The 21,881-nt window shown below is 73.7% G+C and carries 6 protein-coding genes; 5 read left to right on the plus strand and 1 reads right to left on the minus strand.

Annotated elements, in window-relative coordinates; translation table 11 throughout:
* Positions 1-29 precede the first annotated feature (29 nt).
* The 4 genes from ACWCQS_RS34805 (at position 30) to ACWCQS_RS34820 (ending at position 18,288) form a co-directional block, all read left to right on the plus strand.
* Complete coding sequence (locus ACWCQS_RS34805; RefSeq protein ID WP_451008151.1) at positions 30-13,925, plus strand: SDR family NAD(P)-dependent oxidoreductase; 13,896 nt, start codon at positions 30-32, stop codon at positions 13,923-13,925.
* A 66-nt stretch (positions 13,926-13,991) separates the two neighbouring features.
* Positions 13,992-16,586 carry a thioester reductase domain-containing protein gene (locus ACWCQS_RS34810; RefSeq protein WP_451008152.1) on the plus strand — a complete coding sequence of 865 codons (2,595 nt, stop codon included), beginning with the start codon at positions 13,992-13,994 and terminating at the stop codon, positions 16,584-16,586.
* A complete protein-coding gene (locus ACWCQS_RS34815) occupies positions 16,583-17,722 on the plus strand; it encodes an alpha/beta hydrolase (RefSeq protein ID WP_451008153.1) in 1,140 nt (379 codons plus the stop codon). The genes ACWCQS_RS34810 and ACWCQS_RS34815 overlap by 4 nt, the downstream gene beginning before the upstream one ends.
* 173 nt (positions 17,723-17,895) lie before the next feature.
* Positions 17,896-18,288 carry an alpha/beta hydrolase gene (locus tag ACWCQS_RS34820; protein ID WP_451008154.1) on the plus strand — a complete coding sequence of 131 codons (393 nt, stop codon included), beginning with the start codon at positions 17,896-17,898 and terminating at the stop codon, positions 18,286-18,288.
* 548 nt (positions 18,289-18,836) lie between these two features.
* Here ACWCQS_RS34820 and ACWCQS_RS34825 read toward each other — a convergent pair.
* On the minus strand, positions 18,837-19,037 hold the full coding sequence (locus ACWCQS_RS34825; protein ID WP_451008155.1) for a hypothetical protein: 201 nt from the start codon (positions 19,035-19,037) through the stop codon (positions 18,837-18,839).
* A gap of 124 nt (positions 19,038-19,161) precedes the next feature.
* On the opposite strand from ACWCQS_RS34825, the gene ACWCQS_RS34830 reads away from it, so the two are divergent.
* Positions 19,162-21,837: a WD40/YVTN/BNR-like repeat-containing protein gene (locus ACWCQS_RS34830; protein ID WP_451008156.1), complete on the plus strand. Its 2,676-nt coding sequence runs from the start codon at positions 19,162-19,164 to the stop codon at positions 21,835-21,837.
* Positions 21,838-21,881 lie beyond the last annotated feature (44 nt).

A 21,881-nucleotide genomic window follows, 5' to 3' on the forward strand; every position in this document is an offset into this window, starting at 1 on the left:
GCGTCACCGTTGCTTGAGGACCTGCCCAGATGCCTGCGAACGAGCCCCGGAAGCAGTCCACCATCCCGCCCCTCACCACCGCCGAGGACGTACGGGCCTGGCTGGGGTCGGCCGTCGCCGAGGCCGCCGGGCTCGACCCGCTGGCCGTCGACCCGGACCGGCCGATCGCGGAATTCGGGCTGGGGTCACGCGGGTTGGTGACGCTGGCCGCGGAACTGTCCGCACGGACCGGCCGACCACTGGAGCCATCGCTCGTCTTCGACCACCCCACGATCGCCGCGCTGGCCGACGCGGTCCTCGGCGAGCGGCCCGCCCCGGCGGCCGGCCCGGCCTGTGTCGAGGCTCCGCCGCGGGTGGCGGACGACGACATCGCCATCGTCTCCATGGCCTGCCGCTTCCCCGGCGGCGCCGACGACCCCGAAGGGCTGTGGCGGCTGCTCGCCGCCGGTGAGGACGTCATCTCCGAGGTACCGGCGGGCCGTTGGGACACCCAGAGCCTCTACGACCCCGACCCCGAGGCCACCGGCAAGGCGTACACGCTGCGTGGCGGTTTCCTCGACGGCATCGACCGCTTCGACGCCGCCTTCTTCGGGATCTCGCCCCGGGAGGCCGACGCCATGGACCCGCAGCAGCGGCTGCTGCTGCAGACCAGCTGGGAGGCGATCGAGCGGGCCGGGATCGTCCCCGAGACGCTGCACGGCAGCTCCACGGGCGTCTACATCGGCCTGTACGACAGCGGATACCTGGCCTCCGCCTCGCTGGCCCAGCTCGACGGGCACGTCGGCACGGGCTCGGCACCCAGCGTGGCCTCCGGGCGCATCGCCTACACCCTCGGTCTGCAGGGCCCGGCGGTCACCGTCGACACCGCCTGCTCCTCCTCCCTCGTCGCCCTGCACCTGGCGGCCCGCGCGCTGGCGGCAGGTGAGTGCGACCTCGCGCTCGCGGGCGGCGCGAGCCTGCTGGTGACCCCGCGCGGGCACGTGGAGTTCAGCAGGCTGCGCGGGCTGTCGCCGACCGGGCGGTGCAGCCCCTTCTCGGCCGACGCGGACGGCGTGGTGTGGGCCGAGGGCTGCGGTGTGGTGCTGCTCAAGCGGCTCGCCGACGCCCGCCGCGACGGCGACCGGGTGCTCGCCGTGGTCAAGGGCTCGGCCGTCAACCAGGACGGACGCAGCCAGGGGCTGAGCGCCCCCAACGGCCCGGCGCAGGAACGGGTGCTGCGCGCCGCCCTCGACGCCGCCGGACTCGCACCGGACGACGTGGACCACGTCGAGGCGCACGGCACCGGCACCCCGCTCGGCGACCCCATCGAGGGGCGCGCACTGGCCGCCGTCTTCGGACCGGGCCGCCCCGCCGGCCGGCCCCTCGGCGTCGGCTCGCTGAAGTCCAACATCGGTCACACCCAGGCCGCCGCGGGCATCGGCGGCGTGATCAAGACGGTGCTCGCCCTCGGACACGAGCTCATGCCGCCGTCCCTGCACGCCGAGACCCTCACGGAGCACGTCGACTGGGCGGGCAGCGGCTTGACCGTGCACGGCAGCGCCCGGCCGTGGCCGCGCGGCGGCGACCGGGTGCGGCGGGCCGGGGTGAGCGCGTTCGGCATCAGCGGCACCAACGCGCACGTCGTGCTGGAGGAGGCACCGCAGGACACCGTCGCACCGGCCCGGGCGGAGCCGGAGCTGCCCGGCCCGACGCTCTTCCCGCTCTCCGCCCGCACGCTCCCCGCGCTCCAGGGACAAGCCGACCGACTGCACGCACGCCTCGTCGCGCGGCCGGAGTTGCCGCTGCCCGCCGTGGCCGCGACGCTGGCCCACCACCGCACCCATTTCGAGCACCGCGCCGTCGTCCAGGCGGCCGGCCGGGACGAACTGCTGACCGCGCTGCGGGACCTCGCGGAGGGCCGGCCCGACCCCGGCCCGACCATCGGCCCCCGGCGGACGCTGCCCGCGGGCAAGGTGGCCTTCGTCTTCCCCGGCCAGGGCTCCCAGTGGGCCGGCATGGCCCGTGACCTGCTCGAACGCGATCCCGTGTTCGCCGACGAGCTCGACCGCTGCGACGCCGCCCTGCGACCGTTCACCGTCTGGTCCGCGGCGGCGGTCCTGCGTGGCGAGGCGGGAGCCCCGTCCCTGGACCGCGTGGACGTCGTCCAGCCGGTGCTCTTCGCGGTGATGGTGTCCCTGGCCGCGGTGTGGCGGGCCCGTGGCATCCGGCCGGACGCCGTGATCGGGCACAGCCAGGGCGAAGTGGCCGCGGCCTGCGTCGCCGGCGCGCTCAGCCTCAACGACGCGGCCGCGGTGGTCGCCCTGCGCAGCCGCTCACTGACCGAGCTGTCCGGCACCGGCGCCATGGCCGTCGTCGCCCTGCCGCACACCGAGGTCGTCACCCGCCTCGACGGTCTCGGCGGCCGGGTCTCGATCGCCGCCGTGAACAGCGGCCGGGCGACCGTGATCGCCGGTGACGTGGAGCCGCTGGAGGGCCTGCTCGCCGACCTCGACCGGGAACAGGTCTTCATCCGCCGCCTCGACGTCGACTACGCCTCCCACAGCGCCCAGGTCGAGCAGGTGCGCGCGACGATCCTCGACGAGCTCGACGGCGTGACCACGTACCCCACGCCGGTCGCCTGGTACTCCACCGTCACCGGTGAGCCGGTCACCGAGGAGCTGGAGGCCGACTACTGGTACACCAATCTGCGCGAACCAGTCCGCTTCGCGCCCACCGTGGAGCGCATGGCGGCCGACGGATACCGCCACTTCGTCGAACTCGGCCCGCATCCGTCCCTGCTCACCGCGCTGCACACGATCGGCGAGGACTCCGGCCACCAGCTGGTCGCCGTCGGCTCCCTCCGCCGCGACGAGGACGGACCCGCCTGCCTGGACCGCGCCGCCGCCGAACTGCACGTCCACGGACGGCGGTTGGACTGGCGGCGCCTGGTCGCCGACACCGTCCGGGCGGACCTGCCGACCTACGCTTGGGACACCCGGCGCCACTGGATCGAACCCGAGTCCGCCTCGGGGAGCCCCGGCCTGTTCGACCGCGCCGCGCACCCGGTGCTCGGCGTCCAGTTGCAGTCGGCCGACGAGACCCGCTGGACCTTCCGCAACGAGTGGTCCCCGGCCACCGCCGACTGGCTGTCCGACCACACCGTGTTCGGCAGGACCGTGGTGTCCGGCACGACCCTGCTGGAGCTGTGCCGGGCCGCCCTCGCCGTGGCCCGCCCGGACGACCCGGCCGACGTGACCGACCTGCTGCTGCTCGCACCCCTCGTGCTGCCCGCATCCGGCACGGTGGAGGTGTCCGTCGAGGTGGTCACCGCCGGCCCGGCACCGGAGATCACCGTGCACAGCCGCCCGCGCGGTCAGGAGGCCACCGGCTGGACCCTGCACGCCACCGCCTCGGCGGCCGGGGCAACCGCGGTGGCGGGGCGGCCGCCGGTGTGGCCCGAGGCGGCGGAGCCCGCCTGGAGCCCGGACACCTACGAGCGGCTGACCGGGCTCGGCCTGGGTTACGGTCCGGCCTTCCAGGGCGTACGGGAGGCGGTGGTGACCGGCGCCGGCGAGCTGCTGGCCCGGCTGTCGCTGCCGTCCGTGGCCCGCGACCTGGCCGACCCCTACCCGGTCCACCCGGCGCTGCTGGACGCCGCGCTGCACGTGGCCGCGGCCCTCGAAGGAGGTGCCGCCCCCGACGGCCGGGTGCTCCTTCCGGTCGCCGTGGGCCGCGCCGCGCTGTCGCACGGCGGCGGCGACGACCTCACCGTGTCCGTGCGGCGCACCGGCGCCACCGAAACGGATCTCACTCTGGACGTGACGCTGTGGGACGCCGACGGCCTCCCCGCGGGCCGGCTGGAGGGGGTACGGCTGCGGGCCGCGAGCCCGGCTGACCTCGTCGGCGGTTCGGGCAACGGGCGGCACCTGTACGAGGTGGCCTGGACGACCGCGCCCGAACCGGGCGTCCAGGCCCCGGCCGGTGCCTGGGCCGTCGTCGGCGACCCGGCCGACCCCGACGTCGCCGCGGCCCTGCGCGGCCTCGAAGCCGCGGGGATCCGGTGCCGCGACAGGGGTGGCGAGGTGCCCGTACGGTCCTGGCCCCGGCCGGTGTCCGATGCCGAACCTGCCGCTGACGCCCGGGAGTCGGCGTCACGTGACCGACGTGTCGTGGATGACGCGTCCGCCCCGGACGTCGTTGCGGCCTCGCGCCGCTTCGAAGCGGTGGGGGCCCAGGCGCACGACACGGGTGGCGACGTGCTCGTGCGGTTCTGGCCACAACCGGCCGAGGACGCCGAAACGGCCGCCGCCGCACGGGAGATGACGGAAGCCGCGCTGGCCGAACTGCAGACCCTCGTCGCACAGGAGGAGGCACCCGCCCGGACCGTCTGGGTGACCCGCGGCGCGGTCGCGGCCGACGACCGGGACACCGTGCCGGGCCTCGCCCAGTCGGCGCTGTGGGGCCTGGCCCGCAGCGCCCGTGCCGAGCATCCGGACCTCGGGCTGACACTGCTCGACCTCGAGGACACCGATCCCGCGGCTGCCCTGCTCGCCGCCGTCGCGCACCGGGACGAGCCCGAACTCGCCGGGCGCGCGGGCACCTTGCTCGTGCCCCGGCTCGTGCGCGCCCGCGCCGCCGGCACGGACCGGGCACGGACACCCGTCGACGGCACCGTACTGATCACCGGAGGCCTCGGCGCCGTCGGACGCCACATCGCCCGGCTCCTCGCCGAACGGGGCGTGCCCCGACTGCTGCTGACGTCCCGGAGCGGCGCCGACGACCCGCGCACGGCCGAGGTCACCGCGGAACTGACAGCACTCGGCGCCGAGGTCGAGGTGACGGCGTGTGACGTCGCAGACCCGGCGGCCCTGGCCGGCGTCATCGGTTCCGTCGCCGGCGAACTCCGCGGCGTCGTGCACTGCGCCGGCGTCCTGGACGACGGGGTGGTCGCCGAGCTGACCCCCGAACGCCTCGCGCGGGTGCTCAGCCCCAAGGTGGACAGCGCCGCCCACCTGCACCGGCTCACCGCGGACGCGCAGCTCGACCTGTTCCTGCTGGTTTCCTCCGCCGCCGGTGTCGTCGGCAACGCGGGCCAGGCCAACTACGCCGCCGCCAACGCCTTCCTCGACCAACTCGCCCACCACCGGCGCGCCCTGGGGCTGCCCGCGGTGTCGATCTCCTTCGGCGCCTGGGCAGGCGAGGGCCTCGCCGCCGAACACGCCGACCTGGAGCGGATGGCCCGCCTCGGCCACCGCGCCCTCACCCCGGAACAGGGCCGCGACCTCGTCGAACTCGCGCTGCGCCGGGACGCCCCGCACCTGGTCGCCTGGGCGCTCGACCTGCCCCGCCTGCGCGAGACCACGGCCGGCGCGGGAGGCGGTGCGGCCGCCCTGTGGCGCTCGCTGCTTCCCGCGCCCCGCACCGGGCAGGACGGCGCGGACGGCCTGGCGGACCGGCTGGCCCGGCTGCCGGAGGCCGAGCGCACAGGCCGCGTCCAGGCCCTGGTCCGCGAGGAGGCCTCCCGCGCCCTCGGTCTGCGCTCGGCGGAGTCCCTCCGCGCCGACCAGCCGCTGCGCGACCTCGGCATGGACTCGGTGACGGCGGTGGAGCTCCGTAACCGCATCGGTGCCCGCCTCGGCTCCCGGCTCCCGGCCACCCTGCTGTTCGACCACCCCACCCCGGCCCGCCTCGCCGAGCACCTGCTGGCCACCGTGATCGCGCCGAGCGGCCCCACCGCCCGCCGTCCCGCGCCCGCCGCGCCGCACACCCGCACCGCGGCGCACGACGAGCCGGTCGCCCTGGTGGCCATGGCCTGCCGTCTGCCGGGCGGCGTGGGCGACCCGGAGGAGCTGTGGCAGCTGGTCGCCGAGGGCCGTGACGCGGTCGGCCCGTTCCCGGCCGGGCGCTGGGACGTCGAGTCGCTGTACGACCCCGACCCGGAGGCGCCGGGCAAGTCGTACGCCCGGGAGGGCGGCTTCCTGGACGACATCGAGTCCTTCGACGCGGGTTTCTTCGGCATCACCCCGAAGGAGGCCGCCGCCATGGACCCGCAGCAGCGGCTGCTGCTGGAGACCGCGTGGGAGGCGCTGGAGCGTGCCGGGATCGTCCCCGCCGAACTGGCGGGCAGCACCGCCGGCGTGTACGTCGGCATGTTCGGCAGCGACTACCTGTCGGGCTCCCGGCTCGACCAGCTCGACGGGTACGTCGGAACCGGGTCGGCGCTCAGCGTGGCGTCGGGCCGGCTGGCGTACGCGCTCGGGCTGCACGGCCCGGCGCTGACGGTGGACACGGCGTGCTCGTCGTCGCTCGTCGCGGTGCACCTGGCGGCGCAGGCGCTGCGGTCGGGCGAGTGCGACCTGGCGCTGGCCGGCGGTGTGACGCTCATGGTGACCCCGCAGACCTTCGTGGAGTTCAGCCGGCTGCGGGGGCTGTCCCCGACCGGCCGCTGCCGCTCCTTCTCCGACGACGCCGACGGCGCCGTCTGGGCCGAGGGCGCCGGCATGCTCGTACTGAAGCGGCTGAGCGACGCGCGGCGGGACGGCGACGAGGTGCTTGCGGTGCTGCGCGGCACGGCCGTCAACCAGGACGGCCGCAGCCAGGGCCTGTCCGCGCCCAACGGCCCGGCGCAGGAACAGGTGATCCGGCGGGCCCTTGAGCTGTCCGGTCTCGAACCCGCCGACATCGACTATGTGGAGGCGCACGGCACGGGCACGACGCTGGGCGACCCGATCGAGGCGAACGCCCTGGCGCAGGTCTTCGGTGCCTCCCGCCCCCGGCACCGCCCGCTGTACCTGGGCTCGCTCAAGTCCAACCTCGGGCACACGCAGGCCGCCTCGGGTATCGCCGGACTGATCAAGGTGGTGCAGTCGCTGCGCCACCGGATGCTGCCGGCCACCCTGCACGCCGGCACACCCAGCCGGCACGTCGAGTGGGACGGCAGCGGTCTGCACCTGCTGCAGAAAGCCGTGCCGTGGCCGACGTCGAAGGAGCGCGTCCGGCGGGCCGGCGTCAGCGCCTTCGGGATCAGCGGGACCAACGCCCATGTGATCGTGGAGGAGGCCCCGCCGTCCGCGCCGGAGCCCGGCCTCGCAGGTGAACCTCCGGTCGGCAAGCGGCTGTTCGTCCTGTCCGGGCGGAGCGAGGCCGCGCTGCGCGCCCAGGCCGCACGGCTGGCCCGGCACCTGACCGGGGACACGGCGCTGCCGGACGTCGCCTACACCCTGGCCCGGCACCGCAGCCACTTCCCCTGGCGGGCGGCGGTCACGGCGGGCGACGTGGACGAACTGCGCGCCGCGCTCGACGCGTTGGGCAGCGGACGGGCGCAGCCGCCCACACCGCGCGAGGGGGAGACGGGCAAGGTGGCCTTCGTCTTCTCCGGGCACGGCGGCCAATGGCCGGGCATGGGCCTGGAGTTGCTGGCCGGCTCGGAGGCGTTCCGCGAGGAGCTGACCCGGATCGACGAGGCGGTGCAGCGGCACGTCGGCTGGTCGGTGCTCAACGCGCTGCGGGCACCTGAGGAGTTCTCCCCGCTGCACCGGACCGAGTGCCTGCAACCGGTGCTGTTCGCGGTCAACTCGGCGCTGGCCGCCGCATGGCGGCAGCTCGGCGTGGTCCCGGACGCCGTGGTCGGGCACAGCCTGGGCGAGATCGCCGCCGCCTACAGCGTGGGCGCCCTCGGCCTGGACGACGCCGTGGCCGTGGTGACCGGTCGGGCCCGGGCCGTCGTCCCGTTGGTCGGGCAGGGCGGCATGGTCGCGGTGGAGCTGCCGCGGGCGCAGGTCGAGGAACTGCTCGCCCCCTACGCGGACCGGCTCTTCGTCGCCGCGGTCAACAGCGCGGGCTCCACGGCCGTCTCCGGCGCCGCCGACGCGCTGGCCGAGCTGCGCCGCCACCTCGAGGAGCGGGGGATCACCGTACGACGGCTGTCGACGCCGTTCGCCTCGCACACCCCGCTGATGGAACCTCTGCGCACGGAGTTGCTCGACCGCTTTTCCGGTATCCGGGGCGCACAGGCGCCGACGCCGCTGTACTCGGCGGTGCTGGCCGAACCCGTCTCCGGCGACCGGCTGGACGCCGACTACTGGTACGCCAACCTCAGGCAGCCCGTCCGTTTCGCCGACACCGTCCGGCGGATGCTGGACGACGGCTACCGCTACTTCGTCGAGCTCAGCCCGCACCCGTCGCTGCTGTCCTCCATCGAGGCGGTGGCGGCGGAGGCCGGGATCGACGTGGCCGGCGTCGGCTCGCTGCGCCGTCAGCAGGATGGACCCGATGTCCTGCTGCGCAGGGTCGGCGAGTTGTACGTCGCGGGGCACGCGCCCGACTGGCCGGCGCTGTTCCCCCATGGCCGCCGCGTCGATCTGCCGACGTACGCCTTCGCCCGCGAACGCCACTGGCTCACGCCCGCCCCGGCCACCGCCACGGGCTCCTCACCGGTCCTCGGCACCCACGTCGAGTCCAGCGACGAGCCCGACCGGCACCTCTTCCAGAGCGACATCGACCTGCGGGACAGCCGCTTCGCCTATCTGAACGACCACCGGGTGGACGGCGAGGTCTGGCTGCCCGGCGCCGCCTTCCTCGCCATGGTGCTGGAGGCCGCCTCCGCGGTGCAGGACGGGCGCCAAGTCCACCTGAGTGAGATCGAGTTCGTGCAGCCGTTGCGGATGGATCCCGAACGGCCCGTACGGGTGCAGCTGGTGCTGCGGCCCGCCCGGGACGGCTTCAGGTCCTTCACCGTCGCCTCCGCTGCCGCCGGTGAGCGGCGCCCGCGGTGGGAGCGGCACGTCAGCGGACGCATCGCGGTGTCCGGCGAGCAGCCCCCGGCCGACGTGCGACCCGACGGCGTGCGGTTCGACGAGGTGCCGCTCGCCACCATGCGTGAGCGGTGTACGCAGGACGCGGACCTGCCGGCGGTGTACGCCGGGCTGAGCGCCCTCGGCATCGACTACGGCCCTGCCTTCCGGGGCCTGGAGCAGGGCCGCCGCGGCCACTCGGCGGCCCTGGGCCGGCTGGCCGCCAGGCCCGCCGCGGGCCATCTGCTGCACCCCGCGGTCCTCGACGCAGCGTTCCACACGGCCGCCTTGCCCGGGGACGCGCCCGAGGGCCGGGCGTTCGTGCCCGCCGGGGCGGGACGGCTGCGGTTCACCGGACTGCGCACCACGCCTGCCTGGGCCGGCTGCGAACTGCGCTCCGTGTCCGGCGACAGCGCCACCCTGGACCTCAGGATCTGGGACGAGGACGGGCAACTCGTCCTGGAGATGGAGGGGTTCCGGCTGGCCGCGCTCTCGCCGCTGGACGGCGCCCTCTACGAGACCCGCTGGCACCCGCGCCCGGTGGCGCAGGAACCGCCGGTGAAGGGCAACTGGCTGATCCTGGCCGACGACACCGGGGTGGCGGACGCTCTCGGCGAGCGGCTCGGCTCCTCGGTGCCGCACGTCGTCGCCCGCAGGGGCAGCGCCTTCGCCGTCGAGGGACCGGGACGCTACGTCCTCGATCCGGCCGACCCCGACCACCTGACCCGGCTGCTGGAGGAGGCTTTCGCGGGCGGACAGCCCGAGCAGGTGGTGCAGCTGACCGCCCTCGACGCCCCGGCGATCGGCGACGCCGGATCGGCCGAGCAGGCGGCGCGGCTGTGCTGCCTGAGCACCCTGCACCTGGTGCGCGCCCTCGCCGGCCGTCCGCAGGGCCGGGCTCCGCGCCTGTTCGTGGTCGTACGCGGCAGCCAGGCAGCCGGCGACAGCACCGGGGTGACCAACCCGCAGCAGGCGCTCGCCTGGGGCTTCGGGCTCACCGTGGCGCAGGAGTATCCGGAGCTGTCGACCACGCTGATCGACCTGCCGCCCACCGACGGCATCGACGCCCTGTGGACCCAGCTCAGGCACGCCGACGACGAACGGCTCGTCGCGCTGCGCGGCACCGGCCGCCTGGTGCCGCGCCTGGCCCACACCCGCCCGGACGACGGCGGTCACGGCGAGACCTCCTTGGACGGTGTGCACCTGATCACCGGTGGTCTGGGCGGCCTCGGCCGCGTCGTCGCCGAGCGGCTGGTCCGCCGCGGGGCCCGCCGACTGGCCCTCATGAGCCGGGGCACGCCCGACGCGGAGGCCAGGAACTGGATCACGGGTCTCGAAGAGCGAGGCGTCACCGTGCACCTGGCCCGCGCCGACGTCGCCGACCGGGAGAGTCTCACGGCCGCCCTGGCCGCCGTACGGCACGCCTGTGGCCCGGTCGCCACGGTCGTGCACACCGCCGGCGTGCTCGACGACGCCACGCTGGCGAACCTGACCGACGAACGCGTCCTGCGCGTCCTCGCTCCGAAGGTCCTGGGCACCGCTCTGCTCACCGAGCTGATCCCGGAGGCCCGGAACCTGGTCCTGTTCGCCTCCGCGGCAGGACTCCTCGGGTCGGCCGGGCAGAGCCCGTACTCGGCGGCGAACGCCTTCCTCGACGCCTGGGCACACCACCTTTCCCGCACCGACCGCCGTGCGCTGAGCCTGGACTGGGGGGCCTGGGCCGGTGTCGGCATGGTCGCCGGGTCCGGCACCCGGGCCTCCGAGACCAGCCGCTCGGGCCTGGTCGCCTTCTCGCCGCAGGAGGGAGGTGAGCTGTTCGAGCGGGTCCTGGCCACCGCCCGCCGCCAGCTCGCGCCGATCGCCCTGGACCGGGAGATGCTGACACTCGTACCCGACGCCGTGCGCACCCGCCCGATCCTGGGCGACCTGGTCACCGTCCCGACGGGCACGGCCGCCTCGGACGACCTCGTCAAGAAGGTGTTCGCGGTGACGACCGACCAGGACCGTGCCATCTGGCTGGAGGCGTACGTCCGGGCCCGGGTCGGCGAGGTATCCGGAGGAGCGGTCGACGTGTCGGCGACCACGGCCCTGAAGGAACTGGGCCTGGACTCCCTGATGCTGGTGCGGTTGCGCAACGCCTTCGTCCGCGAACTGGGCGTGGAGCTCCCGGCCGCGGACGTGTTCGCGGCGTCCGACATCCGCCGCCTCGCCCAGGCCCTGGCCGAGGGTCTTCCGGAGCGGGGCGCCGTGGCGCGGCAGGACTCCGGCGACCTCGCCGGGGAGGTCCCGGAGACCGAACTGCGGCCCGCGACACGCGACGTCGTACGACTGCTGCGCAGCGCCCGACCGAGCATGCCGGACGCGGCGCACGGCATCGGCCTCGCCGTACGACTGACCGCGCCGACCACACCGGAGACGCTCACCGGCATCCTCACCCGGCTCGTCGCGCGGCACGCGGCCCTGCGCACCGCCATCGTCACCGGGGAGGAAGGCGTCCGGCAGCTGCGCGTGGACCGGGAGCCGGCACAGCCGGTGCTGCGCTGGACGGACGTCGAAGGCCCACTCGACGGCGCCGAGCGCCTGCGCGCCCTGCTGGAGCCGCCGTTCGACCTGGCGACGACACCGCTGTGGCGGTTCGAGCTGGTGGACGGCGGCGCACACGGCCAGATCCTCGTGTTCGGCGCCCACCACGCCGTGAGCGACCTGCAGTCGCTGCTGCTCGTGGCCGGGGAGATCGACGCGGAACTGTCCGGCACCCCACTCGACGCCGCCGTCACCAACCGCGACATCGCCCTGCTCATCGAGGCCCAGCAGGGCGGCGAGGGGGCGGGCGCCGAGTGGCGCGAGCACTTCCACGGCAGCGAACGGCTCGACCTGGAGCTGGACCGCCCGCGCCCGGCGACCCGGTCGTACCGGGCCGGCAGCGTGACCGTGACGCTTCCCGACGGGCTGATGGAACGGGTCGCGGCGGCCGCGAGCAGGCTGGCGGTCACTCCCGCCGCCTTCTGCCTCGGCACCCTGACGGTGCTGCTGGCCAGGAAGCGGCAACGGGAGCGGTTCGTGCTCGCCGTGCCCGTGGACACCCGCATCCACGCCGACGCGTACGACGCGGTGGGCTTCTTCGGCGTGCCGGTGCCGTTCCCGGCCGAGGCCCGCGCGGGCGAACAGGTCGCCGAGGTGCTGCACCGCACCGACGCGCGCCTGCAGCGCCTCCTGGCCAAGGGCGCCATGTTCTCCGACGTGCTGGCCACCCTGGCCCGAGAAGGCCTGCACCGGGAGAACGCGCCGCTCGTCGAGGTCTACTTCAACTACGTACGGTCCTCGCGCCGCCTCACCCGGCTGGAGGTGCTGCCGGCCGGCACCGGCTACTCGGACCTCGACCTGATGATCACCATGACCCCGGATGCGGCACGCATCCGGCTCGACCACAACCTGGACATCCTGGACGCCGCGACCACCGCCGAGCTGGGGGAGGAGTTCCTGCGGTTGCTGGGGGAGGCGGCCGAGGACCCTGCGGCACCGGCGCGCGCCGTCACCCGGGCTCCCGCGGGTACGGCGCCCGCACCTCGCCGGTCCCTGGCCCTCGCCGCCACCTTCGCCCTCGGCAACCTCCCGCTGATGTGCGAGGCAGCCGTCGGGAACGGGGCAGGGGACGGCGGACCGGCGATCGCCGAGGCGCCGTACCACCACGTGCTCGCGAGTCTCCAGGACCCCTCGGGTGTCTTCGCCGACCCCGCGACCGCGGTGGGTGCGGTGCTGCTGCGGGCGGTGGACCTGGAGCGCTTCGGCCCGGTCGACGACGCGCTGCTCGCCGAGCTGCGCACCGCCTACCCGGCCGCGCTGAAGGCCCTGTCCGAACGCACCCGCAAGCCGCTGATCGTCGGCTTCCTGCCCGCCGCCCGTCAGGAGGACCGACTGACGCAGTGGGAGCGCGAGGTGGCCGCCGACCTGGCCGGCCTGCCCGGCATCGCGGTGCTCGGCACCGACGAGTGGACCCGGCACCACCCCGGCGGGGAACGCTTCGACGAGCGGACCGAGCGGCTGGCCCACCTGCCCTTCACGCCGCCCTTCCAGGCGGCCGTGGCACTGCGGCTCGCCGAGGTCGTACGTGCGGTGCTGCGCCCCGCGCCCAAGGTGATCGCGGTGGACGGCGACGAGACCCTGTGGGGCGGGGTCGCCGGCGAGATCGGCCCCGAGGCCGTCGATCTGACCGGTCCGCGCGCCCTGCTCGCGCGCAGGCTGCTGCAGTGGCGCGAGGCGGGCGCGCTGCTGGCGCTCGTCACCAACAACGACGAGGCCACGGTCCGCGCCGTCCTGGACCGCCCGGACAGCCTGCTGAGGGCGGAGCACTTCAGCGTGCTGTCGGCCGCCTGGGGACCGAAGCCGGGCCGCCTGGCCGAGGCCGCACGCACGCTCGACCTCGGCCTGGACAGCTTCCTGTTCCTGGACGACAACCCCGCCGAGATCGCCAAGGTGCGCTCCGCGCTGCCGCAGGTGCTGTCGGTGACCTGCCCGTCCGCGGACGAACTGAAGGAGTTCCTGGGCCGGTTGTGGCCGCTGGTCCCCGCGGCGGTGACCGCCGAGGACGCGCTGCGGGCCCGGTTCTACGCGCAGGAACGGGAACGGGAGACCGTCCGCGCAGCCGCCGGGTTCGAGGAGTTCCTCGCGCAACTGCAGCTGGAGGTGGACATCAGGGGGCTGTCCGAGGCCGACGTGCAGCGGGCCGAGCAACTCGTCCGCCGCACCAACCAGTTCACGCTCCACCACCGGTCGGCCGACGGCGGCGACGTCACCCGGTGGCTGCAGCGGGGCGAGGTGTGGACGGCGACGGCCCGGGATCGGTTCGGCGACTACGGCCAGATCGCCCTGCTTGCCGTACGCGCGGACGGTGACCAACTGGATGTCCTGGCCTGGCTGATGAGCTGCCGGGCGCTCGGCCGAGGAGTCGAGGAACGCCTGTTGCGGTGGCTGGCCGACCGTGCCGAGGAACTGGGCTGCACGAAAGTCCGGCTGGCGGCGGAGCGTACGGAGCGCAACGTACCGGCGCGGCGACTGGTGGCCGCGCTCGGCGGCGGTGACCAGGACGACGAGCGCCTGGAGGCGGTGGTCACACCGGACCACCTGAGGGCGTTCCGTTCCTGGGAGCAGCGGTGAGGACGTCCCGCAGCACGGACCTTGTCAAAGGCAACGGAAAGACGCGCACATCGATGAAGGGCTCTCATGCGTGACGTGACCAAGGACTCCGGGCAGCGGGCGACCGCCGAGGCGATCGAGCGCGGTGGCGGCGGGCTCGGCGTGGACGACCTGCTGGCCAGGGTGATGCAGGCCGCCACCGGTACGGACTCCGGTGCCGCCCCCGCCCCGCCCCGGGACGTGGACGGCGTGGCCGCCGCCATCGCCGCCGCGGCGGGCCGCCATCTGCCCGCGGGACACCTGTCGCCCGACGCCGACTTCTTCGACGCGGGGGGAACGTCCGTGCACGCCGTGGAACTCGTCGCGGAGCTGGAGGGCGAGCTGGGCATCGAGTTCGACCTGGACGAGGTGTTCGCCGACGCCCGTCCGATCAGTCTCGCCCGGCGCTGGCTGCAGACGACCGGGGCCGAAGCGTCGAGCGAGGCCACCCCGCCGACCGTGCAGGCAGGCACCCCGCCGACCGTGCAGGCAGGCACCCCGCCGACCGTGCACGCAGGCACCCCGGCGACCGTGCACGCAGGCACCCCGGCGACCGTGCACGCAGGCACCCCGGCGACCGTGCACGCAGGCACCCCGGCGCCCACCGCCCAGGGCACTCTGCCGGTTCCGGCCTCCGGTGTGCGGCCGGCCTCCGGCGCGGGTGCTGTTGCGGCTCCGGCCCCTGGCACACTGCCGCTCTCCCCAGCGGGCGCTCTTCCGGCCCTCGCCCCGCACACCCTTCCGATCCCGACGCCGGGCACCTCACCGGCACTTCGCCCCCGTGTCGGCAGTGGCGACGACCGGTATGCCATGGCCCGCCGCGAGGACCTGGAGCAGATCCTCGCCGATCTGAGCCTCGCCGACCGCCTGCCCTTCGCCGACGTGCCCGAGCCGCTGCCGCCCCGCCGGATCCTGCTGACCGGCGCCACCGGCTTCCTCGGCAGTCACATGCTGCTCGACCTGCTGCGCCACAGTGACGCGCACGTCTATTGCCTGGTGCGCGCGGCCGACGAGGAGGCGGCCGTAACCCGGCTCGGCGAGGCGCTGAGGAGTTACCGGCTGCCCTGGTCCTCGGAGGTGCGGCGCCGGGTGACCGTGCTGCCCGGCGACATCCGGCGGCCGCGGCTCGGCCTGTCCGACGAACTGTGGCACACGCTCGCCCACGAACTGGACAGCGTCGTGGGCGTGGCCGCGGCCGTGGACTTCCTGCGTGGATACCAGTCGCTGCGGGCGAGCAACGTCCTCGGCGCGCTCACTCTCGCCGAACTCGCGGCCACCGGACGGCCCAAGCCGTTGCACCACATCTCTTCGATCGCCGTCTTCAACGAGGTCGGCATCACCTCCATGGGCGAGGACGACCCACTCGCCCACGTCGACCGGCTCGTCTCGGGCTACGACCAGTCGAAGTGGGCGGCGGAGGTCGCCCTGCGCCGTGCCCGCGACCACGGCCTGGTCGTCACCGCGCTGCGCCCCGGCGGCATCGGCGGCCACACGAAGACCGGCGCCTACAACCCGCAGGACCTCAGCAGCGGCCTGATCTCGGCCTTCGGCCGCTTCCGCACCGTACCCGCCTTCCGCTGCCTGAACGCGGCCCCGGTGGACTGGGTGAGCCGGGTCGCCGCCGCCGCGATCTGCGAGCCCGACGCTTGGGGCTACGACTACAACCTCACCGGTGTGCCCAACACCCTCGACGACGTCGTCCGTGACATGGCGCTCGGCGGCATGCACGTGCGCGTCCAGGACTGGGACGAGTGGCGCACCGACGCCCTGGCCCGCCTGGAGGCCGAACCGGTCCCCGAACTCGCCTTCCTCTCCAGGGTGTTGCAGAGCCCCACCGCCCTCAAGCTGTGTGAGGCGACCCTGAAGGGCCCGGCGGCCGAAGGCGCACGCACCGCCGCGCTGGTCGCGGCGCTAGGGCTGCCGCCCGCGGTCCGCTACGACGCGCAGGCCCAGCTGAGGACCTTCGAGCGGCTCGCCAGGGACGGCCTCGCCCGGCTGCCGCACAAGGACGACCAGCCCTACCTGTGGTTCCCGGAGACGACGGAGGGCAGCGTGGGACCGGTCGGCGCCCCCGCCGACAGCCCCTGCTCCATGGCGCTCACCCTCTCCATCGCGAGCATGTACCAGCTGGTGAAGGAGCGCCGGGTGGACGTGACCGGCGAGGTCGTCTGCACCGCCGTACATCCCGAGCCGCTGACCGTCGAGCGCGGCGACGTCTGGATCCGCCCCGAGGAGGGGATCCCGCAGCAGCACGGACTCAGGCACCAACTCCTGCGCTACCGGCTGCGGTTGCGCGACGCCGACGGCGGCCACTGGTGGCTGGAGGGCCACAAGTACGCCCGGGCCCGCCGCGACCTGTGGCGGCAGACCCGCGCGCTGACCGTGCGGATCGGCCGCGAGGGCGAACCGGCGAGCCTGGCGGGCGAGGTCGTCGTGCCCGCGGAATCCTACGTCCGCGACCAGATCGACAGCATCAAGGTCGACCCGCGTCTGACCAGCCAGGAGAAGCGGGCCGCCAAGCTGACCTGGCTCACCTGGTTCGGCCTGGAGATGGGCCGCGGCCTGCTCGGCCCCTTCGCCCGCGCCGCCGCGGACCTGCTCGACCTGCGCCGCACCCCGACCCTCACGGAGCACCACCGATGATCCTCAGGACGACCACCTCCCGCGCCGGCCGGCCGGCCCTGCGCCGGGTCAGGACCACCGCGGCCCTGCGCCCGCTCCACCACCGCCTCGACCCGGCCCGCGTCGAGGAGATCCCCTTCCAGGCGGACGACGGCGTCCGCCTCGGCCTGACCCGCATCCACAGCGGCGCCGCGGACCGCCCCGCCGTGCTGCTCCTGCACGGACACACCGCGTCCGCCGACATGTTCCTGCTGCCGGAGACCCGCAATCTGGTCGATGTCCTCCTCGACGACGGCTACGAGCCCTGGCTGCTGGACTGGCGGGGCAGCTGCCGGCTGCCGTACAACGAGACCGGCCAGAGGTACACGTACGACGACGTGGCCCTGTACGACATCCCCGCGGCCGTCAAACACGTCCGCGAGCGTACAGGCGACCGCCCGCTGTTCGTGGTCGCCCACTGCATCGGCTCGCTCGCGCTGTCCCTGAGCATGGCGGCGGGACTGGTGCCGGGCCTCGCCGGTGTGGTGTCCCAAGGTGTGTTCCTGACGCCGAAGCTCGCCGGCCGGACATCGCTGCGGATGTCGCTGGCGGGGGAGCTGCTGAAGACGCGGATCGACCACATCCCGGTCGACTTCCGCAAGGTGGGCCTGTGGTCGAAGTACACCCCGTTGTTCGCACTGGCGTCACGGAGGGCGAGTTGCCCGGACCCGACCTGCCAGATCCTGCACAATTCCGCCTGGGGCACGGGCGCCTCGCTCTTCGTGCACGAGAATCTGTCCGAGGCCACCCACGACCGCCTCGCCGACCTCCTCGGCCCCGCGCCGCTGTGGATCCTGCCCCACCTGCGCCGCATCGAGCTGGCCCGCAGCGTGGTCCGCTGGCACGAAACCGACCACCGCTACCGTGACCTGCCGCCCAACGCGCTGGACGCGGCCGGCCGTATCGACACCCCCGTGCTGCTGCTCGCCGGCAGCGACAACGGGCTGTGGCTGGACTCCCAGCGGCTCTGCCACGACGTACTCGCCGACCGCCAGCCCCAGTTGGACGTGTCCTACACCGAGATCCCCGGCTACGGCCACCTGGACACATTCCTCGGCCGGGGCGCCGCCCTGGACGTCTTCGGTCACATCCTGGATTTTCTCGGCGAACGGCGGTGAGGGACGGCTGGTCGGCCGACCACCGAACCCGCCGGTGACCACCCACGGAAGCACCACATGCCGCAGCTCGCCGCCGACGGTGCGCAACGACGTACGACGTGGCCCCCGACCCCATCCCGGTATCGCGGCCCGAGTCACATCGGCGGCGGGCGGCTTGCGCTGTTCTCAAGGGGGTGTTCGTCGACACACCGACGTCCCCGGGCATCCCCGCGGACAACCAGGCCACCATGTTCATGGCTCTCGCCTGTGGCGACGCCGAATGGCCGCACGACATCGACGGCTACGCCCCCCGCGCCGCCGTCGACCGCAAGTGGCCGCTCGCCGCGGGCATGCCCGCGCAACACCCTGATCCTGCAGAGCCGCGGGGCAACCCCACCCCGTGGGAAGGCGGCCTCGGGCTGTACAAGGCCCTCGGCGACGGCTGCGCCTTCGTCGGCGCCGACAACGGCGGGCACTACGTCTACGACGAAGGCTCCGCCTGCATCGACGAGGCCACCGTCGGCTTCCTGTCCACCGGCCACCTCCGGGACAAGGACGTCTACTGCACCGACGTCACCCCGAAGTAGCCCGCCGGAACGCGATGTTTCCCTCTCCGGCCCGCTGTCCAGGAGACAGGGCCGTTGATCAGGCACTCCCCTCGGCAAAGTCGGGGGTGCGTTGTGCGTGTCACTGGTCGTGGACGGCGCTCGGGGAACGCAGCAGGGCGCGTTGGAGCAGTGCTTCGCTCCGTGCCAGGCGTTTGCGTACCGCAGATGCCGAGTCGGACAGTGCAGCGGCCGTCGGGCCGATACCTGCATCGGGGTGAAGCCGGGTAGTGAGCGTTTGCGCGATGGAGACCGCCTGCTGGCGGGCCAGGTCATCGACGGCGTCAACCTCTTTGACAGCAAGCCGCAGGAGTGGGAGGACTACTACAACCACCATCGCCCCTACGGCGCCCTTGCCAGCCAGACCCCTACGAATGCCTACCACAGAAAGCTCAAGGCCCACTGTCATAGGCATTCGTCAGCCGCACATTGGGAGCGCAGACCCGGTTGGTGACCCGGGCAGCGCCGGTGTGGCCATGGCGGCACCGGCAACCGGGACGGCGCTGGACTCGGTCGTGCTGGCCGGGCTGTCAGAGCAAGGTGTTGTAGATGCCCCAGCCGGTGCCGATCTTGATGCGGGTGCCGAGTACGGCGGTGGTGCCGGTGCCGGGGTAGAGCCAGAGGGCGCCGGTCTTGTCTCGGGCGAGGAGGTCCCCGTAGCGGTCGCCGGTGAGGTCGCCGGCGCCGGACACGCCCGAAGCACGCTGTGACGGGCGCGACTTCGGGTCCATCTGAGACGCAAGGTAAACAACCCACCATTTTTCCTGTGAGCCCTTTGTGTGACTGTTGTGGCCACGCCAAGATCCCCTCTGCGCCCGGGACACCCCCATATGCCCGGCGCAGGGAGGAGCGGGCATGTTGCCCCCGAAGCACCAGCGACGGTTCATAACCTGCACCGTCGTAGCGGCCGCGTTCGGACTGGTAGGCGCCCAGTCGTTCGCGGCGCCGAACAACGCAAGACCCCGGCCCTGGCAGGCGCGCCACCAGGCCGCCATGGGCCGGCAGCACATCAAGGCGGTACACGCGGGCCACGGCATGTCCGCGTTCGCCGCGGAAGGCGGCGATGACGACGGGGCCGACGAGGCGGAGAACTCCGCCGAGGCGACCGCCCAGTTCACCGAGGCCCGCACCGCGCCCGGCGTGGTCGCACCCGGCGCCTACGGGGCGGCCTGGCAGCAGCTGCAGTCGATGAAGCACACGAGCGGCAGCTGGGACCACGTCACCAAGAGGGCGTACAACTCCGACGACCCCCGCTACCGCGATGTGAACTCCAACTCCAGCGGTGGCGCGGGCGACGTCACGGGCCGGATCACCGGCATCGCGGCCGACGACCAGGGCTATGTGTACGCGGGCGGCGCCAACGGTGGTGTCTTCCGGTCCACCACCGGTGGCGGGCACTGGAAGCCGATCTCCGACAGGCTGCCGTCCCTGTCGACGGGCACCCTCGCGCTGGATGGGCAGAAGCGGCTCTGGTACGCCACGGGCGAGTCCAACACCGGGGCGACGTCCTTCGTGGGGACGGGCGTGTACGTCCTCAAGGACCCGCGCCACGGCCAGTTCCAGCCCGGCGACCGCGTCGGCGGCGCCGAACTGGAGTCCACCGTCATCCACGCGCTGCGCTTCGCTGGCACCAAGGTGTGGGCGGCCACCAGCACCGGCGTCTGGTCGCACTCCACGACCACCCTGTCCGGGCCCTGGAAGCGCGAGTTCGCCCCCAACCCCGACTATCTGCCGGGCGGTTCCAAGGCGGACGACCCGAGCGCGCCGTACAAGAACATCGCCAATGACATTGCGGTCGATCCGAAGGACCCCTCCAAGGTGCTCCTCGCGGTCGGCTGGCGCGGCGATGACACCTACAACGGGCTGTACGCCAAGCAGGACGACGGCAGCTGGAAGCCGGTCAGCGGCCTCGGTGACCTGCCCACCAGCAGCGCCGACGTCGGCAACATGACATTCGCCGCCGCGGCCGACGGCTCGCGCCTGTACGCCATCGACCAGTCGCCGGCGCAGATGGCCGCCAACCCGGACAGCGGGCTCAAGGGCGTGTACGTGTCGAAGGACGGCTCGCCGTTCGGGCCGTGGACGCAGATCGCGGACTACACGAAGCTGAAGGCGTCCGGCTCCGCCCTGCAGAGCGCGGGCTACATGCCCGGCATCCAGTCCTGGTACAACCAGTTCCTCCAGGTCGACCCGGCCAACGCCGACCACGTCTACCTCGGCCTGGAAGAGGTCTTCGAGACCAAGAACGGCGGCCAGAGCTGGACCGTGCCCGGCCCCTACTGGAACTTCCCCTTCCCCTGCTGGAGCATCGACCCGGCCAAGCAGACCGGCGACTGCTCGCCCACCACCCACTCCGACCAGCACGCGGTCGCGATCGGCAGCTACAAGGGCAAGACCTGGGCCTACGTCGGCAACGACGGCGGCATCTACCGCCGCCCGCTCAACGGCGCCGTCGACTCCGGCGGCCACGCCAAGGACTGGCAGTCCCTGAGCGACGGCACCCTCGACACCCTCCAGTACTACTCGGTGGGGGTCGGCAAGGACCTCGACCGGGGTGGCGTCTCCGTCACCGGCGGTCTGCAGGACAACGGCCAGTCGATCTTGCGCGGCCACGACAAGATCATGGGCTCCAACTTCGGCGGCGACGGCGGTGACACCATCGCCGATCCCGCCAACGGCTGCAACATCGCCGCCGAGTACGTCTACCTCGATATGTGGGTCACCCAGAACTGCGGCGTGAACGACGGTTCCTGGTCGACCGACCCGTCCAAGGCCACCGAGTACGAGGTCGCCCCGCCAGACAAGGACCAGGGCGGCGCGGGCGCCCGCTTCATCGCCCCGATCACCGCCGACGCCAAGGACACGGGCACCTGGATCGCGGGCGGCCGGCACGTGTGGGTGAACACCAAGGGCTTCGCCATCCGCTCCGGCAAGGAATGGACGAACGCCTACGACCTCGGCGAGGGCCACGTGGCCACTGCCGTCGCGTCTTCGGGTGGCACCGTGTACGTCGGCTGGTGCGGCCCCTGCAACAACCAGGGCTTCACCCGCGGCATCGCGGTCGGCAACGCCGACGGCACCGGCTGGCACCAGCTGAACCTCCCGGTCGACGGCACCGTCCCGAACCGCTACGTCTCCGGCTTCGAGATCGACCCGGCCAACGCCCAGCACGTCTATGCGGCGATCAACGGCTTCTCCCGCCGCTTCACCGAGGGCCCGGGCGCGGGCGTGGGCCACGTCTTCGAGTCCAAGGACGGCGGCGCGAGCTGGACGGACATCTCCGCCAACCTGCCCGACGTCCCCGCCGACACGGTCAAGCTCCTCCCGAACGGCGGCCTCGCCCTCGGCACCGACCTGGCCACCTTCTACCGCCCCGCCGGCGCCAAGAACTGGCTGGTCCTGGGGCACATCCTGCCCACCACGGCCGTGATGCAGCTGCGCCTCGGCCCTGACGGCAAGCTGTACGCCGCCACCCACGGACGCGGCATCTGGTCCTTCGACCTACGGCGCCTCAGGGGCCGTAAGGACTGATCCGACCGGTACGCCACGCCGTACGACGACGGCCGGTGCGAACC

This window comes from Streptomyces sp. NPDC002076 (assembly GCF_053593835.1).

What these genes read in the sequence shown, in the direction of transcription:
- ACWCQS_RS34825 (WP_451008155.1), bottom strand. Translation starts at nt 19,037, where the DNA reads ATGGACCCGAAGTCGCGCCCGTCACAGCGTGCTTCGGGCGTGTCCGGC.
- ACWCQS_RS34810 (WP_451008152.1), top strand. Translation starts at nt 13,992, where the DNA reads ATGCGTGACGTGACCAAGGACTCCGGGCAGCGGGCGACCGCCGAGGCG.
- ACWCQS_RS34830 (WP_451008156.1), top strand. Translation starts at nt 19,162, where the DNA reads ATGTTGCCCCCGAAGCACCAGCGACGGTTCATAACCTGCACCGTCGTA.
- ACWCQS_RS34805 (WP_451008151.1), top strand. Translation starts at nt 30, where the DNA reads ATGCCTGCGAACGAGCCCCGGAAGCAGTCCACCATCCCGCCCCTCACC.
- ACWCQS_RS34815 (WP_451008153.1), top strand. Translation starts at nt 16,583, where the DNA reads ATGATCCTCAGGACGACCACCTCCCGCGCCGGCCGGCCGGCCCTGCGC.